This is a genomic window from Streptomyces sp. NPDC002868 (assembly GCF_055563295.1).
Window position 1 is genome coordinate 21,510 of the sequence record NZ_JBVHDR010000019.1, and the last position, 18,448, is coordinate 39,957.

Annotated in this window: 19 protein-coding genes and 2 pseudogenes; 17 read left to right on the plus strand and 4 right to left on the minus strand. The window is 70.8% G+C overall.

All coding sequences use genetic code 11. The features are described 5' to 3' along the window. The first annotated feature begins 81 nt into the window (after positions 1–81). The 12 genes and pseudogenes from ACZ3H8_RS35485 to ACZ3H8_RS35540 all read left to right on the plus strand — a co-directional run bounded on the left by ACZ3H8_RS35485 (position 82) and on the right by ACZ3H8_RS35540 (position 12,066). Positions 82–708: an NUDIX domain-containing protein gene (locus ACZ3H8_RS35485; RefSeq protein WP_467408809.1), complete on the plus strand. Its 627-nt coding sequence runs from the start codon at positions 82–84 to the stop codon at positions 706–708. Positions 709–881: 173 nt separating this feature from the next. Then, complete coding sequence (locus tag ACZ3H8_RS35490; protein ID WP_467408811.1) at positions 882–2,927, plus strand: tetratricopeptide repeat protein; 2,046 nt, start codon at positions 882–884, stop codon at positions 2,925–2,927. A 143-nt stretch (positions 2,928–3,070) separates the two neighbouring features. Further along, positions 3,071–4,186 (plus strand): alanine dehydrogenase, encoded by a 1,116-nt coding sequence (ald, locus tag ACZ3H8_RS35495; protein ID WP_467408874.1) that lies wholly within the window; start codon positions 3,071–3,073, stop codon positions 4,184–4,186. Between the two features lie 381 nt (positions 4,187–4,567). After that, positions 4,568–5,713, plus strand: coding sequence for a ParA family protein (locus tag ACZ3H8_RS35500; RefSeq protein ID WP_467408814.1), 1,146 nt, complete (start codon positions 4,568–4,570; stop codon positions 5,711–5,713). Next, positions 5,698–6,288, plus strand: a complete 591-nt coding sequence (locus ACZ3H8_RS35505; protein WP_467408817.1) for a hypothetical protein — start codon at positions 5,698–5,700, stop codon at positions 6,286–6,288. Before ACZ3H8_RS35500 ends, ACZ3H8_RS35505 begins: the two co-directional genes overlap by 16 nt. Positions 6,289–6,336: 48 nt before the next feature. After that, positions 6,337–7,494: a segregation and condensation protein A gene (locus ACZ3H8_RS35510; protein WP_467408818.1), complete on the plus strand. Its 1,158-nt coding sequence runs from the start codon at positions 6,337–6,339 to the stop codon at positions 7,492–7,494. Further along, positions 7,491–8,093 carry an SMC-Scp complex subunit ScpB gene (scpB, locus tag ACZ3H8_RS35515; protein WP_467408820.1) on the plus strand — a complete coding sequence of 201 codons (603 nt, stop codon included), beginning with the start codon at positions 7,491–7,493 and terminating at the stop codon, positions 8,091–8,093. The genes ACZ3H8_RS35510 and scpB overlap by 4 nt, the downstream gene beginning before the upstream one ends. Continuing rightward, a complete protein-coding gene (locus ACZ3H8_RS35520; RefSeq protein ID WP_398989267.1) occupies positions 8,093–9,193 on the plus strand; it encodes a pseudouridine synthase in 1,101 nt (366 codons plus the stop codon). Before scpB ends, ACZ3H8_RS35520 begins: the two co-directional genes overlap by 1 nt. A 91-nt stretch (positions 9,194–9,284) precedes the next feature. Next, positions 9,285–9,476, plus strand: a pseudogene (locus ACZ3H8_RS35525) (nicotinamide riboside transporter PnuC); the annotation flags it as partial. A gap of 26 nt (positions 9,477–9,502) precedes the next feature. Further along, entirely contained in the window at positions 9,503–10,222 is a 720-nt protein-coding gene (locus ACZ3H8_RS35530; RefSeq protein WP_467408821.1) for an NUDIX hydrolase, read from the plus strand. Positions 10,223–10,227: 5 nt separating this feature from the next. Next, on the plus strand, positions 10,228–11,250 hold the full coding sequence (locus ACZ3H8_RS35535; protein ID WP_467408875.1) for an ADP-ribosylglycohydrolase family protein: 1,023 nt from the start codon (positions 10,228–10,230) through the stop codon (positions 11,248–11,250). Positions 11,251–11,331: 81 nt separating this feature from the next. Then, on the plus strand, positions 11,332–12,066 hold the full coding sequence (locus tag ACZ3H8_RS35540; RefSeq protein ID WP_467408877.1) for a nucleotidyltransferase domain-containing protein: 735 nt from the start codon (positions 11,332–11,334) through the stop codon (positions 12,064–12,066). Here ACZ3H8_RS35540 and ACZ3H8_RS35545 read toward each other — a convergent pair. From ACZ3H8_RS35545 to ACZ3H8_RS35560, 4 genes and pseudogenes are all read right to left on the minus strand, one after another. Continuing rightward, positions 11,998–12,747: a nucleotidyltransferase domain-containing protein gene (locus tag ACZ3H8_RS35545; protein WP_467408822.1), complete on the minus strand. Its 750-nt coding sequence runs from the start codon at positions 12,745–12,747 to the stop codon at positions 11,998–12,000. The two genes, ACZ3H8_RS35540 and ACZ3H8_RS35545, sit on opposite strands and share 69 nt — an antisense overlap. 23 nt (positions 12,748–12,770) lie before the next feature. Beyond that, positions 12,771–13,199 (minus strand): Rieske (2Fe-2S) protein, encoded by a 429-nt coding sequence (locus tag ACZ3H8_RS35550; protein ID WP_467408879.1) that lies wholly within the window; start codon positions 13,197–13,199, stop codon positions 12,771–12,773. Between the two features lie 51 nt (positions 13,200–13,250). Then, positions 13,251–13,352 (minus strand): annotated as a pseudogene (locus ACZ3H8_RS35555) (hypothetical protein); the annotation flags it as partial. Positions 13,353–13,378: 26 nt separating this feature from the next. Then, positions 13,379–13,711: a DUF952 domain-containing protein gene (locus ACZ3H8_RS35560; protein WP_467408825.1), complete on the minus strand. Its 333-nt coding sequence runs from the start codon at positions 13,709–13,711 to the stop codon at positions 13,379–13,381. 112 nt (positions 13,712–13,823) lie between these two features. Between ACZ3H8_RS35560 and aroH the strand changes: the two genes are divergently transcribed. The 5 genes from aroH (at position 13,824) to der (ending at position 18,439) form a co-directional block, all read left to right on the plus strand. Next, on the plus strand, positions 13,824–14,186 hold the full coding sequence (gene aroH / locus ACZ3H8_RS35565) for a chorismate mutase (protein ID WP_307664353.1): 363 nt from the start codon (positions 13,824–13,826) through the stop codon (positions 14,184–14,186). Further along, positions 14,183–15,268, plus strand: a complete 1,086-nt coding sequence (locus ACZ3H8_RS35570) for a prephenate dehydrogenase (RefSeq protein WP_467408826.1) — start codon at positions 14,183–14,185, stop codon at positions 15,266–15,268. The genes aroH and ACZ3H8_RS35570 overlap by 4 nt, the downstream gene beginning before the upstream one ends. A gap of 258 nt (positions 15,269–15,526) precedes the next feature. Next, a complete protein-coding gene (cmk, locus tag ACZ3H8_RS35575; RefSeq protein ID WP_467408829.1) occupies positions 15,527–16,261 on the plus strand; it encodes a (d)CMP kinase in 735 nt (244 codons plus the stop codon). A gap of 53 nt (positions 16,262–16,314) precedes the next feature. Next, positions 16,315–16,902 carry a lysophospholipid acyltransferase family protein gene (locus ACZ3H8_RS35580; RefSeq protein WP_307666035.1) on the plus strand — a complete coding sequence of 196 codons (588 nt, stop codon included), beginning with the start codon at positions 16,315–16,317 and terminating at the stop codon, positions 16,900–16,902. A gap of 70 nt (positions 16,903–16,972) precedes the next feature. Continuing rightward, a complete protein-coding gene (gene der, locus ACZ3H8_RS35585) occupies positions 16,973–18,439 on the plus strand; it encodes a ribosome biogenesis GTPase Der (protein ID WP_467408830.1) in 1,467 nt (488 codons plus the stop codon). The last annotated feature ends 9 nt before the right edge of the window (positions 18,440–18,448 follow it).

The following is an 18,448-nucleotide window of genomic DNA, read 5'->3' on the forward strand; positions in this document are numbered from 1 at the left end:
AGGCGATACGGTTGCCGGGGTACGGGGCTTTTGGGTTCCCCTACCCCGGTTTTCTGTTGTGTGTGGTGGGAGGACTTTTTCATGACCATCAAGGACACGCCCGAGGAGTGGCACGTCGCCGCTACCGCGACGCCTTTCCGGGGCAACAAGACCAGCGTCCGCACCGACGACGTGGTCATGCCCGACGGCACGGTGGCGCGGCGGGACTACCAGGTCCACCCCGGCTCGGTGGCGGTGCTGGCGCTCGACGACACGGGCCGTGTCCTCGTACTGCGTCAGTACCGGCACCCCGTGCGCCACAGGCTCTGGGAGATTCCGGCCGGTCTGCTGGACGTGCCGGGTGAGAACCCGCTGCACGCCGCGCAGCGCGAGCTGTACGAGGAGGTGCACGTCAAGGCCGAGGACTGGCGGGTGCTGGTGGACGTCTACACCACGCCTGGCGGCTGCGACGAGGCCGTACGGATCTTCCTCGCCCGTGATCTGTCGGAGGCCGAGGGCGAGCGCTTCGAGGTCTCAGAGGAGGAGGCCGACATGGAGCTCGCGCGGGTACCGCTCGACGAGCTCGTACGTGGCGTGCTCGCCGGTGACCTCCACAACAACTGCCTCGTCGTGGGCGTCCTGTCGGCCACCGCCGTACTGGCGGGCGACGGCTTCGACTCGCTGCGCCCGGCCGAGGCCCCCTGGCCGGCCCGCCCCTTCGAGGCCTGAGCGAGGACCGATCGGGCTCGATCGGGGCTTTGTCCGACGATCCGCTGAACCGAACGGGCGATGCCCCCGCCGCGCTCTGCAGGGATCGTCGCAGAGAGTGAACTACGCTCGGAACGCCCGTGCGGAGTCCCGGCGGGCTCGGCTCGTGCGCGGACTGGACGGGAGCGTGGCCCGTGGCGGATCAAGCGGTGGACTCGGGCGGCCGGGCCGGGGCGTCCCGGGACCAATTCTTCGGGCGGCAGCGGGAGTTGAAGTCCCTGCGGGCCGATATCGAACGGGCCGGCCTGAACACCCTGTCCGGACGCAAGGCACCCCGCGCCCGCGTTCTCCTGATCGCAGGGCGGCCCGGATCCGGACGTACCGCACTCGCCGAGGAACTCGCCTTCCGGCTCGCCGACGACTATCCCGACGGGGTGCTGCGCGCCCGGCTGACCGAACCCGGCGGGCGGCGCGTCCCGATGGACTCGGCCGCCCGCGAACTGCTCGACTCCCTCGGCGTCGCATCGCCGCCCGGCGCCGACGAGGACGAGCTGACCGAGATGGTCCGCGAGGCGCTCGCGGAACGCCGGATGCTGCTGCTCCTCGACGACGCCGGTGACGCCGAGCAGGTCGACCCGCTGCTGCCCGACAACCCCGACTGCCTGGCCGTGGCGGTCTCCGAGGGGCCGCTGACCGGCATCCCCGACGTACGGCCGTGCACGCTCGGCGGGATGGACGCGAAGTCCGCGATCGAACTGCTCAGCACCTTCACCGGGTCGGTGCGTATCACCGTCGACCCGCAGGCCGCCGAGTCCATCGCCGAGGAGTGCGGCGGGCTTCCCGCAGCACTCGTCCTGGTCGGCGGCTGGCTCGCAGGCAGGCCGAGGGCGTCCGTCGCCGACGTGGCCAAGCGGCTGCGGGCACTGCCCGACGACGGGGCGCAGCCAAGGGGTGCAAGGCCGCTGGCCCGGGCCTTCCGGCTGGTGTACGAGTCCTTGCCGCAGTCGGCCGCCCGGATTCTGCGACTGCTGGCCCTCGCGCCCGGCGGGTTCGCCGACGTGCACACCGCGTCCGCGCTGGCCGGCTGCTCGCTCTCGGCCGCCCAGTCCACGCTGGACGACCTCGTCGCCCTCCGCCTGCTGCACTCGGTGGGTGCCCCTCTACCGGAGACAGGGGAAGGGCAGTACGTGGTGCCGGGCTGTCTCCTGCCGATGCTGCGCGCCCTGCTGGAGACGCAGGACCGGCCTTCCGAGTTGCAGCTGGCCCGGGCCCGGATGCTGGAGCGGACCGTGCGACAGCTGCAGTCCTGCCGTGCCATCACCGAGCCGGACGGATCCCCGGCGCGCAAGAAGCTGGCCGGGCTGCCGAGCGGACTGCGTTTCCCGAACGCGCCCGCCGCGGCGGCGTGGCTGAGTGCGCGGCTGCCCGCTCTGCTGGCATCCGCACGCCTCGCGGTCGAGGACGGCGGGCTGGACACCCTGGCGCGCCGGCTGGTTGCGGCGCTGGTCAGGGCGCTGGCCGCGCACCGCGGCACCGGGGCCGCCGCTCCCGAGCTCTACGGCCTGCACCGGCTGGTCCTCGGCGTCGCCGAGCGGCGCGGACTGCACCGGGAAGCGGCCGCGGCCCTGCTCAATCTCGCCGATCTGGATGCGCAGACCGGCCGCATCGAGGCGGCGCTGGCCCGCTACCGGGCCGCGCTGGACGCCGGACGGGCCGCGAACGATCCGTACGCGACCGGCCGCGCGATGGAATCCGTAGGCGGCGCCTACCAGGAACTGGGGGACTGGCAGCGGGCCGCCGACTGGTACGGCCGGGCGCTCGCCCAGCGCCAGGCGCGCGGCGAGCGGGCCGAGGAGGCACGGCTGTACGGCCGGCTCGGCACCGCGCACACCTACGCCGGCCGGTACGGCGACGCGCTGCGCAGCTGGCGGGCCGCGGTGGCCGGCTACCGCAGAGTCGGCGATCTCCCGTCCCAGGCACGAGCGTTGAGCGAGGCGGCTCGCGTACAGGAATATGCGGGCCGGCCGGAAGAGTCCTTGCACACCTGCAGGGAGGCGGTGGACTGGGCGCGGCAGGCCGGGGACGTACGGCTGCAGGCAGCTCTGCAGCTCAGGCTGGCCGACACGCTCGACCGGCTGGGCGACCCGGCGGCAGCCCGGCTGCACCGTTCCGCTGCGGAAAGACTGCTCGGAGAAGAGGATTCCACCTACGAAATCCGTAGCACTTCAGCCAAGGATTGATGCTTTGTAAGGCTAGACAGCGAGAAATCCTTCATTAGACTGGCTCCGCCACGTGTTCTCGTGGTGTCATCCGGTGCGTCATACGTATCCGGGTATGTATGGCTATGCCCCCTGTATCCCCTGAGCCAAGGACCGTGATCGACGTGAAGGTCGGCATCCCCCGCGAGGTCAAGAACAACGAGTTCCGGGTGGCGATCACCCCCGCCGGCGTGCACGAGCTCGTGCGCCACGGCCACCAGGTCTTCATCGAGCAGAACGCCGGTGTCGGCTCCTCGATCATGGATGACGAGTTCGTCGCCGCGGGTGCGCAGATCCTGCCCACCGCCGACGAGGTCTGGGCCATCGCCGACCTGCTGCTGAAGGTCAAGGAGCCCATCGCCGAGGAGTACCACCGCCTCCGCAAGGACCAGACGCTCTTCACCTACCTGCACCTGGCCGCCTCCCGCGCGTGCACGGACGCCCTGCTGGAGTCCGGCACCACCGCGATCGCGTACGAGACGGTGGAGACCGCGAACCGCGCGCTGCCGCTGCTCGCCCCGATGTCCGAGGTCGCGGGCCGGCTGGCCCCGCAGGTCGGCGCGTACCACCTGATGCGCTCGGTCGGTGGCCGCGGTGTACTGCCGGGCGGCGTCCCGGGCACGGCGGCCGGCGAGGCTGTCGTCATCGGCGGCGGCGTCTCCGGCTGGAGCGCCACGCAGATCGCGGTCGGCATGGGCTTCCACGTCACCCTGCTCGACCGTGACATCAACAAGCTGCGCGAGGCCGACAAGGTCTTCGGCACCAAGGTGAAGACGATCGTCTCCAACGCCTTCGAGCTGGAGAAGGCCGTCGTCGAGGCGGACCTCGTCATCGGCGCCGTTCTCATCCCGGGCGCCAAGGCCCCGAAGCTGGTCACCAACGAGCTCGTCGCCAAGATGAAGCCCGGAAGTGTACTTGTCGACATTGCAATCGACCAGGGCGGCTGCTTCGAGGACTCGCGTCCGACCACCCACGCCGAGCCGACCTTCATGGTCCACAACTCGGTCTTCTACTGCGTCGCCAACATGCCCGGCGCGGTGCCCAACACCTCCACCTACGCGCTCACCAACGCGACGCTGCCGTACATCGTGGAGCTCGCGAACCGCGGCTGGGTCGAGGCGCTGCGCCGCGACCCCGCGCTCGCCAAGGGCCTCAACACCCATGACGGCCAGGTCGTTTACGGCCCGGTCGCCGAGGCTCACGGCCTTCAGAGCGTCGAACTGAGCGCGCTCCTCGGCTAGGCGTCAACGCGCGTCGTCAACATCAATCCCACGGCCGGACCTTGCCGAGCAAGGTCCGGCCGGATGTGTATCCGACCATTTTGCGACGCTCGCTCAACTCGCGTCGAACGTAACCCTTTAGCCGTTTCGCGCACCATCGAAACCAGAGGGCCAGGTCACGCCGGAAGTCCTGAGCACTCTTGACAGAAGGGTGTTCGGTTGCCGACACATCGGGCCGGGTCCGGCGGATTGTGTTGCTGCGGACCGGTGACACGCCATAGAGTCGCCAACCGTCGGCATGGTGCCACGCTGACCTATCGATAAAGTTTCCTGGTCACGTCCAAGGAGGTAAGACGACTTGTGAATGAGTCGACATTTACTCCCGGGGGTGGTCAACCAGGTATGCCTGCGAGGGGCCTGGTCCCGTCAACAGAGCAGCCCGGGCTCGAGGCTGTCGGCTCCGTTGCTGTCCGAACCTCCGTGACACGCCAGCACACGACGCACATGACGACAGCCCACACGATGAAGATGATGGACGGCCAACACGTGAACGCCATGGCCGGCAACGAGAGTGGCCGAGAGTCCACCCACTTCGCCGCCTACGAGGAAGTCCCCGAGGGGCACTTCTACGACCCCGACGCCGAGTACGAGCCAGACCCCGAGTACGCGGCCACCCTCGCCCCTGACGCCGCGCGTCAGCGCCGCGAGCGGATCGGCCCCACCGGGCGGCCCCTGCCGTACTTCCCGATCCCGGGCCCGCTGACCGACCACGGTCCCGCGAAGATCATCGCGATGTGCAACCAGAAGGGCGGCGTCGGCAAGACGACGTCGACCATCAACCTGGGCGCCGCGCTCGCGGAGTACGGACGGCGTGTACTGCTCGTCGACTTCGACCCGCAGGGAGCCCTGTCGGTCGGCCTCGGCGTCAACCCGATGGAGCTCGACCTCACCGTCTACAACCTGCTCATGGAGCGGGGCATGGCGGCGGACGAGGTGCTCCTGAAGACCGCGGTGCCCAACATGGACCTGCTGCCGAGCAACATCGATCTCTCGGCCGCGGAAGTGCAGTTGGTGAGCGAGGTCGCGCGCGAGTCGACGCTGCAGCGCGCGCTGAAGCCGCTGATGTCGGACTACGACTACATCGTGATCGACTGTCAGCCGTCGCTGGGCCTGCTCACGGTGAACGCGCTGACCGCCGCGCACAAGGTGATCGTGCCGCTCGAGTGCGAGTTCTTCGCGCTGCGCGGGGTGGCGCTGCTGACCGAGACGATCGAGAAGGTCCAGGAGCGGCTCAACCCCGACCTGGAGCTCGACGGCATCCTCGCCACGATGTACGACTCGCGCACGGTGCACAGCCGTGAGGTGCTGGCGCGGGTGGTCGAGGCCTTCGACGACCACGTCTACCACACGGTGATCGGGCGGACCGTGCGCTTCCCGGAGACGACGGTCGCCGGTGAGCCCATCACCACGTACGCATCGAACTCCGTCGGCGCCGCCGCGTACCGTCAGCTCGCCAGGGAGGTGCTCGCCCGGTGTCACGCCGAGTGAGTCTGCCCGGGGCCGACGAGCTGTTCCGTACGACCGGGGGCATGGCGCTGCAGGCTTCCTCCCCTGCGTCGCAGCGCCGCAAGGCGAACGGCGAGCCGAGGGTACCGGCGCCGGCGGGGGAGAGCGATCCGGCCGGCGATGGCGCGGCCGAACCGTCCTCGTCCGTCAGTTCGTCCAACTCGTCGTCGGAGGAACACTCCACTGCGGACGCGGACTCCTCCGCGGAAGGGCGCAGCCGGGGGGCGGAGGCGGAGGCCGTACCGAAGGCTCGTCGCCCGCAGGAGGCGGCCTCTGCGGGAGCCGCCGCCGTTTCGCCGACCGGACAGACGCGCCGCAGGGGGCGTGGCGCGAACCGCCGGCCCAGCGGCCGCGAACGGCACGACGAGAAGATCACGGTCTATGTCTCGGCCGAGGAACTGATGGACCTCGAGCATGCGCGGCTGGTGCTGCGTGGCGAGCACGGGCTGGCCGTCGACCGCGGGAGGATCGTCCGCGAGGCGGTGGCGGTGGTACTGGCGGATCTTGAGCAGCGCGGCGAGGCGAGCATTCTCGTACGACGTCTGCGCGGGCGCTGACGGTAGCCTGCGCGCTGCCCTGCCTGCTCCTTTTGCCCCTGGACCGCGATGCCCCCGACCGATGACTCCGCCATCCCCCAGCCTTCGGCCGGGGGCGCCGGCTCGTTTCGCTCACCCCGCCGCTCGCTGGGCCGCGGCCCGGGCGCGCCGGCCGCCCCCGGCGAGGCGGAGGCGGCGCAGCCCGAAGTCCCGAGCGAGCCGGAGGCGGCCGAGACCGACCCGCCGGGCGAGGCCAGGGCCCCGGAGCCCGGAGCTCCGAGCGAGCCGGAGGCGGGCGCGCCGGACGCTCCCGGCGAGGCGGAGGCGGCGCAGCCCGAAGCCCCGAGCGAGCCGGAGGCGGCCGAGACCGACCCGCCGGGTGAGCCCGAGGCCGCCGAGGGCGTCCCCGCCGAGCAAGCCGTCGACGATGGGCGGTTCAAGGTGCGGCTTGCCAACTTCGAAGGGCCCTTCGATCTCCTGCTGCAGCTGATCTCCAAGCACAAGCTCGACGTCACCGAAGTCGCCCTCTCCAAGGTCACCGACGAGTTCATGGTGCACATCCGGGCCATGGGCGACGACTGGGACCTCGACCAGACCACCGAGTTCCTCGTCGTCGCCGCCACCCTGCTCGACCTCAAGGCCGCCCGGCTGCTACCGACCGCCGAGGTGGAGGACGAGGCCGATCTCGCGCTGCTCGAAGCGCGGGATCTGCTCTTCGCGCGGCTGCTGCAGTACCGCGCCTACAAGCAGATCGCCGAGATCTTCAGCGCACGGCTGGACGAAGAGGGCAAGCGGTATCCCCGTACCGTCGGACTCGAAGCCCAGTACGCCGAGCTGCTGCCCGAAGTCGTCATCAGCATCGGCGCCGAGGGCTTCGCCAAGCTCGCCGTGAAGGCGATGCAGCCCCGGCCCAAGCCGCAGGTGTACGTCGACCACATCCACGCCCCCCTCGTGTCCGTGCGCGAGCAGGCCGAGGTGGTCGTGGCGCGGCTGCGGGAGGCCGGTGAGGTCACCTTCCGGGAGCTCGCCGCGGACGCGCCCGACACCCTCACCGTCGTCGCGCGCTTCCTCGCGCTGCTGGAGCTGTACCGAGACAAGGCCGTCGTTCTGGAGCAGGACGACGCCCTGGGGGAACTCGTGGTCAGGTGGACCGGCGGCGAGTCGGATGCGACTGTCACCGATGAATTCGATTCTGAGGTTCGCGAGAACCAGGAGGAGGAGGCGTGAGCGATCTCAAGCCCGCGCTCGAAGCGGTCCTCATGGTCGTCGACGAGCCGGCCACCGAAGAGCACCTCGCCAAGGTCCTGGAGCAGCCCCGCCGGGCCGTCGCCGACGCGCTGCGGGAGCTGGCGGACGAGTACACGGTCCAGGGCCGCGGCTTCGAGCTGCGGCTCGTCGCGGGCGGCTGGCGGTTCTACTCGCGGGCCGAGCACGCCGACGCCGTGGAGCGCTTCGTACTCGACGGGCAGCAGGCCCGGCTCACCCAGGCCGCCCTGGAGACCCTCGCGGTCGTCGCGTACCGCCAGCCGGTCAGCCGTTCGCGCGTCTCGGCCGTGCGCGGAGTGAACTGCGACGGCGTGATGCGCACCCTCCTCCAGCGCGGTCTGGTCGAGGAGGCGGGCACGGAACCTGAAACAGGTGCGATCCTGTACAGGACGACGAACTACTTTCTGGAGCGGATGGGCCTGCGCGGCCTGGACGAGCTCCCGGAGCTCGCGCCCTTTCTCCCTGAGGCGGAGGCGATCGAGGCCGAGACGCAAGAGGGTGTGCCGTCGTTCGATCCGGACGCACCGGACACCGACGCAGACGACAAGACGGAATTTTGATGCGAAGCAGCGGCAGGAACAGCGGAAGCGGCAACCGGGACTCCCGGGGCGCCGGCGGGAACCGGGACTCCCGGGGCGCCGGCGGGAAGGGGCGCGACGACAAGCAGGGGCAGCGCCCCCGCCGCCCCCGGCCCGAGGAGCGCCGTTACGACGTGGGCGGTTCCACCGAGGAAGGCGGCGGCGTCCGCAAGGGCCGCGGCGCGTCCGCGCGCGGCGGCGCCAAGGGCGGCCCGAAGCCTGCGCAGAAGCCTCAGGGTTCCCGGCGTGGCGCACCGGCCCGCCCCCGTGAGCTCGACGCCAAGATCGAGCAGCGCAACCGGGACAGGTACGCCGACAAGCCGCAGATCAAGACCCCCAAGACCTTCCCCGGCGCCGAGCAGGAGGGCGAGCGGCTGCAGAAGGTGCTGGCCAGGGCCGGCATGGGCTCCCGCCGCGCCTGCGAGGAGCTGATCGAGCAGGCCCGTGTCGAGGTCAACGGCAAGATCGTCGTCGAGCAGGGGCTGCGCGTAGACCCCGACAAGGACGAGATCAAGGTCGACGGGCTGACCGTCGCGACCCAGTCGCACCTGTTCTTCGCGCTGAACAAGCCCGCCGGCGTCGTCTCCACGATGGAAGACCCGGACGGGCGCCAGTGCCTCGGTGACTACGTCACCAACCGCGAGACCCGTCTCTTCCACGTGGGCCGGCTCGACACCGAGACCGAGGGCATCATCCTGCTCACCAACCACGGCGAGCTGGCCCACCGGCTGACCCACCCCAAGTACGGCGTGAAGAAGACCTACCTCGCCGCCATCCAGGGTCCGCTCCCGCGCGAGTTGGGCAAGCGGCTCAAGGACGGCATCCAGCTCGACGACGGCTACGCCCGGGCCGACCACTTCCGGGTCGTCGAGAACACCGGCAAGAACTACCTGGTCGAGGTGACGCTGCACGAGGGCCGCAAGCACATCGTGCGCCGGATGCTCGCCGAGGCCGGCTTCCCGGTCGACAAGCTCGTACGGACCTCCTTCGGGCCCATCGCACTGGGCGACCAGAAGTCGGGCTGGCTGCGCCGCCTGACCAACACGGAGGTCGGCATGCTGATGAAGGAAGTCGGCCTGTAGCCACACCAGTTCTCGCACGAAGCCCGCGGTCACCTTCGGCCGCGGGCTTCACGCATCTTGTGGGACAGGCCCGTTCGCCTTTATAGTCAACATGACTATTAAGGGGGCGGGCGTGAGTCTCTCGGACATCGTCGAACTCCTCGGCTTCGGCAGCGGCGCGCTCTGCGTCCGGCTCGTCGCGCGCCCGCGCATCGCCACCCCCGCCGTGTACGGCTGGTGGACCTGGACCCACGGGGGTGGACCAGGTTCCGACGCTCCGCTCGCGGCGGGGGTGGTGGGGACCCTCGCGCCCCCCATTCCGGAGAAACGATGATGCAGGGCTACGACCCCGGCGCCTTCCCGCCCTTCGCGGTCACCGTCGACCTCGCCGTCTTCACCGTCCGCGAGGGACGGCTGAACGTCCTGCTCGTCGAGCGCGGGGAGGACCCGTACAAGGGCGATTGGGCGCTGCCGGGCGGCTTCGTACGCCCCAGGGAGTCCGCCGGGCAGGCCGCACGCCGCGAACTGGCCGAGGAGACCGGCCTGTCGCGAGAGACCGCCGCCGACCTCCACCTGGAGCAGTTGCGGACCTACAGCGACCCCGACCGCGACCCGCGGATGCGGGTCGTGTCCGTCGCGTACACCGCGCTGCTGCCGGATCTCCCGGAGCCGCGCGGCGGCGGGGACGCGGCGCTGGCCCAGTGGATGCCTCTCGCCGACGCCCGGCTCGCCTTCGACCACGACCAGATCCTCGCCGACGCACACGAGCGGATCGGCGCCAAGCTCGAATACACCTGCCTGGCCACCAGCTTCTGCCCGCGCGAGTTCACGCTCGGCGAGCTGCAGCAGGTGTACGAGACGGTCTGGGGCGTCGACCTCGACCGGCCCAACTTCCGGCGCAAAGTCCTCACCACACCCGGCTTCGTCGAGGCGGTCGAGGGCCCGCCGCGCCGCACCGGCGGCCGCGGGAAACCGGCCGCACTGTACCGGGCGGGTGCCGCCTCGGCCCTGCACCCTCCACTTCTGCGACCGGAAGGACGGCACGCATGACCGCCATGAGGACCACGAGGACCATCACCAAGCAAGCGGCCACCGGCTCGCTGATCGGGCTCGCGCTCGGGGATGCGCTGGGCTTCCCGACCGAGTTCGACGACGTGCCCCAGATCCTCGCCAAGTGCGGGACGTGGCGGATGATGGACCTGCCCAGGCCCGCGATCGTCTCGGACGACACCCAGATGACGCTCGCCCTGGCGCGCGGCATACGCACCGCGATGGACCGCGGACTGCTCGTCGCCTCCAGGCTGACCCGGCCGGTGCGCGAGGAGTTCGTCGACTGGTACCACTCCCCGGAGAACAACCGCGCCCCCGGCCGCACCTGCATGGTCGCCTGCCAGATGCTCGACAGCGACCGGCCGTGGCAGGAGGCCAGCCAGATCGGCTCCAAGGGCTGCGGCGCCAATATGCGGGTCGCGCCGATCGGTCTCGTACCGGGGCTGAGCGAGGAACAGCGGGCGGGCGCCGCGCAGTTGCAGTCCGCGCTCACCCACGGCCATCCGACGGCGCTCGCGGCGAGCGACCTCACGGCGCGCGCGGTGTTCCTGCTCGCGCAGGGTGCGGAGCCGATGGGTCTGGTCGGCCAGCTGCGTTCGTACGCGTACGAGATGCGCAGCCACTACTACCACCACTGGCTCGGCAACCTGTGGACCTACTCCCACGACCCGACGCCCGAGGCGTTCATCGCGCGGGGGTGGGACGAGTGCCTGAAGGTCCTGGAGCGGCTCGCGACCGCGGTGCGCACCGCCAACCCCGAGACCGATCCGTGCCTGGCCACGGGAGACGGCTGGATCGCCGAAGAGGCCCTCGCCACCGCCCTGCTGTGCTTCCTGCTCTTCCCCGAGGAGCCGGTCATGGCACTGCGCCGGGCCGCCTGCACCAAGGGCGACTCGGACTCGATCGCCTGCATCGCGGGCGCGCTCGTCGGCGCGCATCTGGGGGCGGGCGTCTGGCCCAAGGAGTGGTCCGAGCGGATCGAGTACCGCAGCGATCTGATGTCGCTCGGCGCCCTCTGGGACTCTTGATCCATGACTGACCCGCTGACTGACCCGCTGACCGACCCGCTGTCTGATCCGCTGCCTGATCCGGTGTCTGATCCGCTGGAGATGGAGCTCGGCCCCGTCGTCGACGAACAGTCCGACCCGCTGCTCTTCGTCACCGTCTCCGGGGCGCATCTGTACGGATTCCCGTCCCGGGACTCGGACGTGGACCTGCGCGGGGTCCATCTGCTGCCCGTCGAGGACCTGCTGGGGCTGAGCGAGCCGGACGAGACCCGGTCCCGGATGTGGGACCGGGACGGCGTCGAGATGGACCTGGTCACGCACGACGTACGCAAGTTCGTACGGCTGATGCTGCGGCGCAACGGCTATGTGCTGGAACAGCTGCTCTCACCGCTGGTGGTGCACACCTCGGACGCACACGCGGAGCTGGCCGCGCTCGCCCCGGGCGTGCTCACCAGCCACCACGCCCACCACTACCGGGGGTTCGCGAACACCCAGTGGCGGCTCTTCGAGAAGACCGGGGAGCTCAAACCGCTGCTGTACACCTTCCGCGCGCTGCTCACCGGTATCCATCTGATGCGCAGCGGCGAAGTGCAGGCCCATCTGCCCACCCTGCTCGCGGAGGTCGACGCCCCGGGTCATCTGCCGCAGCTGATCGCGGCCAAGGCGGACGCCGAACACGGCCCCGCGTCCGGCGTCGACCGGGAACGGGTGCGCTCCGACGTCGAAGCGCTGCACGCAGTCCTGGAGGAGGCGCGGCTGGCCTCGCGGCTACCCGACGAGCCCACCGCTTACGACGCCCTGCGCGATTTCGTGGTCCGCGTACGCCTGGAGCGCTGACGCCCGGCGGGTGCGGAACAGGAAGTCCTCGACCCGTGCCCGGTCGGCCTCGGCCGGCAGCGGTGAGCCCGGCGCTGCCGCGTCGGCCTCGTCCGCGAGGTGCGTCATCCATGCCTCGACCCGCGGCCACGGCACTTCGCCCCGCTTGACCGCGAGCAGCCGCTCCCGGTCGGCGCCGGCGTCGATGACCAGCTCGCCCGTACGCAGCAGGTCCCGGCAGCTGCCGAGCAGCCGCAGCAGATGCATGGCGTGCTTCCAGCGCGGGGCGCCGTGCTGACGGACGTCCGCCTCCAGCTTCTTGCGCTGGCCCACCGCATAGCGCACGAACGTCTGGTGGGCCTGCCGGGACAGGAACGCGTCGCGCAGGGCGAGCAGTTCCCGGCCGGTGTCGTCGACGTGCTCGACGAGGGGGGAGTGCAGGCACTCCAGGACGTTCGGGTTGGCCCGCAGCGCGAGCTCCAGGAAGCGCTCCAGCTCCCAGGAGAACTGCTCGTGGGCCGGGCCATCGAGATGCGTCGGAGGCTTGTCGAAGCGCCAGTAGAGCGCGGCCGGGGCGAGGAAGACCCCGCGGCGGTCGGTGTCGCTGCCGTCCGTGGCCAGCCCGAAGGCGCGCGAGCCCATCACGCAGGAGTAGACGGTGTGGTCGCGGACGAGTGCATCGGGCGTCACCTCGGGCGTCATGCGCGAGAGGGTACGTGAGGGGGTCAGACCAGCCGGATGCTGTCCCCGGAGATGGCGATCTGCTTCGCGGGCAGCGGTGTGGTGGCGGGGCCCTCGGCGACCGAGCCGTCCGTGATGCGGAACTTGCTGCCGTGGCAGGGGCAGTCGATGGTGCCGGCCGCGATCGTCCTGACGAGGCATTTCTGGTGGGTGCAGAGGGCCGAGAACGCCTTGAACTCGCCTGCCTCCGGCTGGGTCACCACGACCTTCTCGTCGACGAAGACCCTGCCCCCGTCGACCGGGATGTCGGCGGTCTTGGCGAGCTCGGCGCCGGCCGGTGAGGCACTCGGTGCTTTGCTGGCCGGCGGTGCGCTGGTCGGGCCGCCGCCCCCGTCCCCGTCGCCGCAGCCCGACACCAGAGCGGCGGCGCCCGCCGCACCCGCCGCCAGAAGCGTCCTTCGTTGCGCGTCCATGGCTGTCTCCCTGTTGTCGTGACCTTCAGCCGGATCACCGAGCATCTTGGCGCTCAAAGCGCCGAAGACGAAGCAACCGGGCAGCGTGTGCCGCATCAGGCGGGCGCTGTACGTCTGACAGCCCAGTCCGCGAGGGCCGCGGAGGGCCGGCATCCAGCCCTGGTCCTCCGGCCGGGCCGTCAGGCCCAGGGGATGAGCTCCCGCGCGTGCCCGTCCGCGTCCCGGCACACCGCAAGCACCGCGGTGACGGCGGCCCGCTCGATCGGCCCGTACACATGCGGGAAGAGCATGTCCTCAGAACCCTCCCAGCGGATCTCTGCGGCGAGCTCCGCCTCGTCGATCTGGAGGACCAGCAGGTCCGGCACGTCCCGGTAGAGGCCGTCGGCGATGGCGAGCGCGGCCGGCCCGTCGGGCGAGCAGTGCACAAAGCCTTCGGTGGCCAGGGAGGCCGGGGCGTAGGGACGGTCCACGTCCGCCGTCCATTGGTCCACCGGAACGACATGAAAGAGCATGCCGCCAGTTGTAGCGCAGGGCTGCCGCGTGCTCGAAGGGTGGTCGCCGCAGCCGTGTACCCCGGTCCCTGACTACGCTGAACGGAGCACTCGCCCAGTTAAGGAGCACGACGTGGCGGTACGAGCGGTCCGGGGAGCTGTCCAGCTGGAACGGGACGAGGCCGGACACATGGACGAGCAGGTCAGCGAACTGCTCACCGCCATCCTGGAGCGGAACGGGCTGGGCACGGACGATCTGATCAGCGTCTGGTTCACGGCCACTCCGGATCTGCACAGCGACTTCCCGGCGGCGGCCGCGCGCAAGCTGGGCATCGTCGACGTACCACTGATCTGCGCGCAGGAACTGGACATCGTCGGGGCGATGCCCCGTGTCGTACGGATCCTCGCGCACGTCGAGTCGGATCTGGCCAAGTCGGAGATCGCGCACGTGTACCTCGGTGCCGCGGCCGCCCTGCGCAAGGACATCGCCCAGTGAGAACCGCCGTCGTCATCGGAACCGGCCTGATCGGCACGTCCGCGGCCCTCGCCCTGGCGGGGCGCGGAGTCGCCGTGCACCTCGTGGACCACGACCCGGAGCGGGCCCGTACTGCCGCCGCGCTCGGCGCGGGGACGGACGACCCGCCCGAGGGCCGGGTCGACCTCGCGATCGTCGCCGTACCGCCGGCGCATGTCGCCACCGCGCTGGCCGACGCGATGCGCGGCGGGACCGCGCGCGGCTACCTCGACGTGGCGAGCGTCAAGGGCGGGCCGCGGCGTGAGCTGGAGGCGCTGGGCCTGGACCTGAGCGCGTACATCGGCACGCATCCGATGGCGGGCAAGGAGCTCTCGGGTCCGCTGGCGGCGACAGGGGATCTCTTCGAGGGCCGCCCGTGGGTACTGACGCCCACGCGCGACACGGACACCGAGGTGCTCAACCTCGCCCTCGAGCTGGTCGCGCTCTGCCGGGCCGTCCCGGTGGTCATGGACGCCGACGCCCACGACCGGGCGGTGGCCCTCGTCTCCCACACCCCGCAGCTGATCTCCTCGATGGTCGCGGCCCGGCTGGAGGACGCGGACGACACGGCGGTACGGCTCTGCGGCCAGGGCATCCGTGACGTCACCCGGATCGCGGCGTCCGACCCCCGGATGTGGGTCGAGATCCTCTCCGCGAACCCGGGCCCGGTGGCCGACGTGCTGGCCGGGGTCGCGGCGGACCTGGACGAGACGGTCCAGGCGCTGCGGTCCCTTCAGTCCTCCGACGAGTCCAAGCGCCAGGACGGCGCGGAGGGCATCGAGGACGTCCTGCGCCGGGGCAACGCGGGCCGCGTCCGCGTCCCGGGCAAGCACGGCGCTGCCCCGACGTCGTACGAGATCGTGGCGGTCCTGATCAGCGACCAGCCGGGCGAGCTGGCGCGGATCTTCGCGGATGCGGGCCGGGCCGGTGTGAACATCGAGGATGTCCGCATCGAACACGCGACGGGCCAGCAGGCGGGCCTGGTCCAGCTGATGGTGGAGCCGGCGGCGGCGACGGTGCTGACGGCGTCGTTGCGGGAGCGGGGCTGGTCGATCCGCCAGTGACCACGGCGTCGGGCGGGAAATCAAGCCCCTCCGGCGATTGAGGAGCGGGGGTCCGGGGGCTCCGCCCCCGGACCCGGACGGCGCCTGGACTCCAACCGCCGACGGTCTGAAATTCAGCCCGTCCGGCGATTGAGGACTGGGGTCCGGGGCGAAGCCCCGGTGGCGCCGCCATCCGTGTGTAAAGGCGGCCCCAAGTACTCGGTAACCTTGTTCAGGGCCCACCGGCAATTCCGCCTGCCCTCTCCGCGTACCAGGAAGGTGTCCGACACCGTGGAATCCGTGATCGTCGCCATCGACGGCCCCTCCGGCACGGGCAAGTCGAGCACCTCCAAGGCGGTCGCCGCAGCGCTGGGGCTGAGCTATCTCGACACCGGCGCCCAGTACCGCGCGATCACCTGGTGGATGATCAGTAACGGCGTCGACCTCCAGGACCCGGCCTCGATCGCCACCGCCGCCTGCAAGCCCGCCATAGTCTCCGGCACCGACCCGGCCAACCCCACCATCACCGTGGACGGCGTGGACGCCACCGGGCCGATCCGTACGCCCGAGGTCACCTCCAAGGTGAGCGCGGTCAGCGCCGTCCCCGAGGTGCGGGCCCGGATCACCGAGCTGCAGCGCTCCATCGCCTCGGCCGCCGAGACCGGCATCGTCGTCGAGGGGCGCGACATCGGCACCACCGTCCTGCCGGACGCGGACCTGAAGATCTTCCTGACCGCATCGCCCGAGGCCCGCGCCGCCCGCCGCAGCGGGGAGCTGAAGGGCACCGACGTCGCGACCACCAAGGAAGCCCTGATCAAGCGGGACGCGGCCGACTCCAGCCGTAAGACGTCCCCGCTCGCCAAGGCTGACGACGCGGTCGAGGTGGACACCACCGACCTGACCCTGCAGCAGGTCATCGAGTGCGTCGTCACCCTCGTCGAGGAGCGGCGCAGCCGAGGAGCGGAGTCGAGGCGGAGCGCGACCGACAACACAGAGAAGCGAGCCGCCCGGTGACCGTACCCTCGAAGAAGGGCGCGGCGGTCGGTCGGGGCATCGGCATCGGGCTCATGTACGGACTGTTCAAGCCGCGGGTACTCGGCGCCTGGCGGGTTCCGGCGACCGGCCCCGTGATCCTCGCCGTGAACCACTCGCACAACATCGACGGCCCGATGCTGATGGGCACTGCACCCCGTCCCGTGCACTTCCTGATCAAGAAGGAGGCGTTCGTCGGCCCCCTCGACCCGTTCCTGCTGGGAATCGGTCAGCTGAAGGTGGACCGTACGAGCACCGACCGCACTGCCATCACCAACGCCCTCGGCGTCCTGGAGAACGGCGGCGTCCTCGGGATCTTCCCCGAGGGCACCCGGGGCGAGGGAGACTTCGCCTCGCTGCGCGCCGGGCTCGCGTACTTCGCCGTACGCTCCGGCGCCCCGATCGTCCCGGTGGCGGTGCTGGGAAGCACCGAGCGCCGCGGACGGTTGATACGGGCACTGCCTCCGCTGCGCAGCCGGGTCGACATCGTCTTCGGTGACGCCTTCGAGGCGGGCGACGGCAGCGGCCGCCGCACGCGCAAGGCGCTGGACGACGCCACCGTGCGTATCCAGGATCGGCTGACCGCCCACCTGGAAAACGCCAAGCGCCTCACCGGGCGCTAGGCGAGACTTTAGTAGTGGATCGCGCGACAAGCGGTCCATCGATGATGCAACTTAACGAGGTAAGCACTTCATGAACGACCAGATCCACTCCGGCGACGAGCACGAGCACGGAGCGCTTGGCGACGCCGAGTACGCGGAGTTCATGGAGCTCGCCGCGGATGAGGGCTTCGACGTCGAGGACGTCGAGCACGCGATCGGCGAGGCCGGTCACGGCCCGCTGCCCGTCCTCGCCGTCGTCGGCCGCCCCAATGTCGGCAAGTCGACCCTGGTGAACCGCATCATCGGCCGCCGTGAGGCCGTCGTCGAGGACAAGCCCGGCGTCACCCGTGACCGCGTCACCTACGAGGCCGAGTGGGCCGGCCGCCGCTTCAAGGTCGTCGACACCGGCGGCTGGGAGCAGGACGTCCTCGGCATCGACGCCTCCGTCGCCGCCCAGGCCGAGTACGCCATCGAGGCCGCCGACGCGGTGGTCTTCGTCGTGGACTCCACGGTCGGCGCGACCGACACCGACGAGGCCGTCGTCAAGCTGCTGCGCCGGGCCGGCAAGCCCGTCGTGCTCTGCGCCAACAAGGTCGACGGACCCAGCGGCGAGGCGGACGCCACCGCCCTGTGGTCGCTCGGCCTCGGCCAGCCGCACCCCGTCTCCTCGCTGCACGGCCGCGGTACGGGCGACATGCTCGACGCCGTCCTGGAGGTGCTGCCCGACGCCCCGGCCCAGACCTTCGGCAACGCCGTCGGCGGCCCGCGCCGCATCGCCCTGATCGGCCGCCCGAACGTCGGCAAGTCCTCGCTGCTCAACAAGGTGGCGAACGAGGACCGGGTGGTCGTCAACGAGATCGCCGGCACCACCCGCGACCCGGTCGACGAGCTCATCGAACTCGGCGGTGTCACCTGGAAGTTCATCGACACGGCCGGCATCCGGCGCCGGGTCCACCTCCAGGAGGGCGCGGACTACTACGCCTCCCTGCGTACCGCCGCCGCCGTGGAGAAGGCGGAGGTCGCGGTCGTCCTGATCGACGCGACGGAGTCCATCAGCGTCCAGGACCAGCGGATCATCACCATGGCCGTCGAGGCCGGGCGTGCCATGGTCGTCGCGTTCAACAAGTGGGACAACCTCGACGAGGAGCGCCGCTACTACCTGGAGCGCGAGATCGAGACCGAGCTCGGGCAGATCGCCTGGGCGCCGCGGGTCAATGTGTCCGCCCGTACCGGCCGCCACATGGAGAAGCTTGTCCCGGCGATCGAGACGGCCATCGCGGGCTGGGAGACGCGCGTCCCGACCGGTCGGCTGAACGCCTTCCTCGGTGAGATCGTCGCCTCCCACCCGCACCCGATCCGCGGTGGCAAGCAGCCCCGCATCCTCTTCGGCACCCAGGCCGGCACCAAGCCGCCGCGGTTCGTGCTCTTCGCCTCCGGCTTCCTGGAGCACGGCTACCGCCGCTTCGTCGAGCGCCGGCTGCGCGAGGAGTTCGGCTTCGAGGGCACCCCGATCCACATCTCGGTGCGGGTGCGCGAGAAGCGCGGCCGCAAGAAGTGACCTGAATGC

What these genes read in the sequence shown, in the direction of transcription:
- ACZ3H8_RS35485 (WP_467408809.1), top strand. Translation starts at nt 82, where the DNA reads ATGACCATCAAGGACACGCCCGAGGAGTGGCACGTCGCCGCTACCGCG.
- ACZ3H8_RS35500 (WP_467408814.1), top strand. Translation starts at nt 4,568, where the DNA reads ATGCCTGCGAGGGGCCTGGTCCCGTCAACAGAGCAGCCCGGGCTCGAG.
- ACZ3H8_RS35510 (WP_467408818.1), top strand. Translation starts at nt 6,337, where the DNA reads ATGCCCCCGACCGATGACTCCGCCATCCCCCAGCCTTCGGCCGGGGGC.
- ACZ3H8_RS35520 (WP_398989267.1), top strand. Translation starts at nt 8,093, where the DNA reads ATGCGAAGCAGCGGCAGGAACAGCGGAAGCGGCAACCGGGACTCCCGG.
- ACZ3H8_RS35530 (WP_467408821.1), top strand. Translation starts at nt 9,503, where the DNA reads ATGATGCAGGGCTACGACCCCGGCGCCTTCCCGCCCTTCGCGGTCACC.
- ACZ3H8_RS35535 (WP_467408875.1), top strand. Translation starts at nt 10,228, where the DNA reads ATGAGGACCACGAGGACCATCACCAAGCAAGCGGCCACCGGCTCGCTG.
- ACZ3H8_RS35540 (WP_467408877.1), top strand. Translation starts at nt 11,332, where the DNA reads ATGGAGCTCGGCCCCGTCGTCGACGAACAGTCCGACCCGCTGCTCTTC.
- ACZ3H8_RS35545 (WP_467408822.1), bottom strand. Translation starts at nt 12,747, where the DNA reads ATGACGCCCGAGGTGACGCCCGATGCACTCGTCCGCGACCACACCGTC.
- ACZ3H8_RS35550 (WP_467408879.1), bottom strand. Translation starts at nt 13,199, where the DNA reads ATGGACGCGCAACGAAGGACGCTTCTGGCGGCGGGTGCGGCGGGCGCC.
- ACZ3H8_RS35560 (WP_467408825.1), bottom strand. Translation starts at nt 13,711, where the DNA reads ATGCTCTTTCATGTCGTTCCGGTGGACCAATGGACGGCGGACGTGGAC.
- ACZ3H8_RS35580 (WP_307666035.1), top strand. Translation starts at nt 16,315, where the DNA reads ATGTACGGACTGTTCAAGCCGCGGGTACTCGGCGCCTGGCGGGTTCCG.
- der (WP_467408830.1), top strand. Translation starts at nt 16,973, where the DNA reads ATGAACGACCAGATCCACTCCGGCGACGAGCACGAGCACGGAGCGCTT.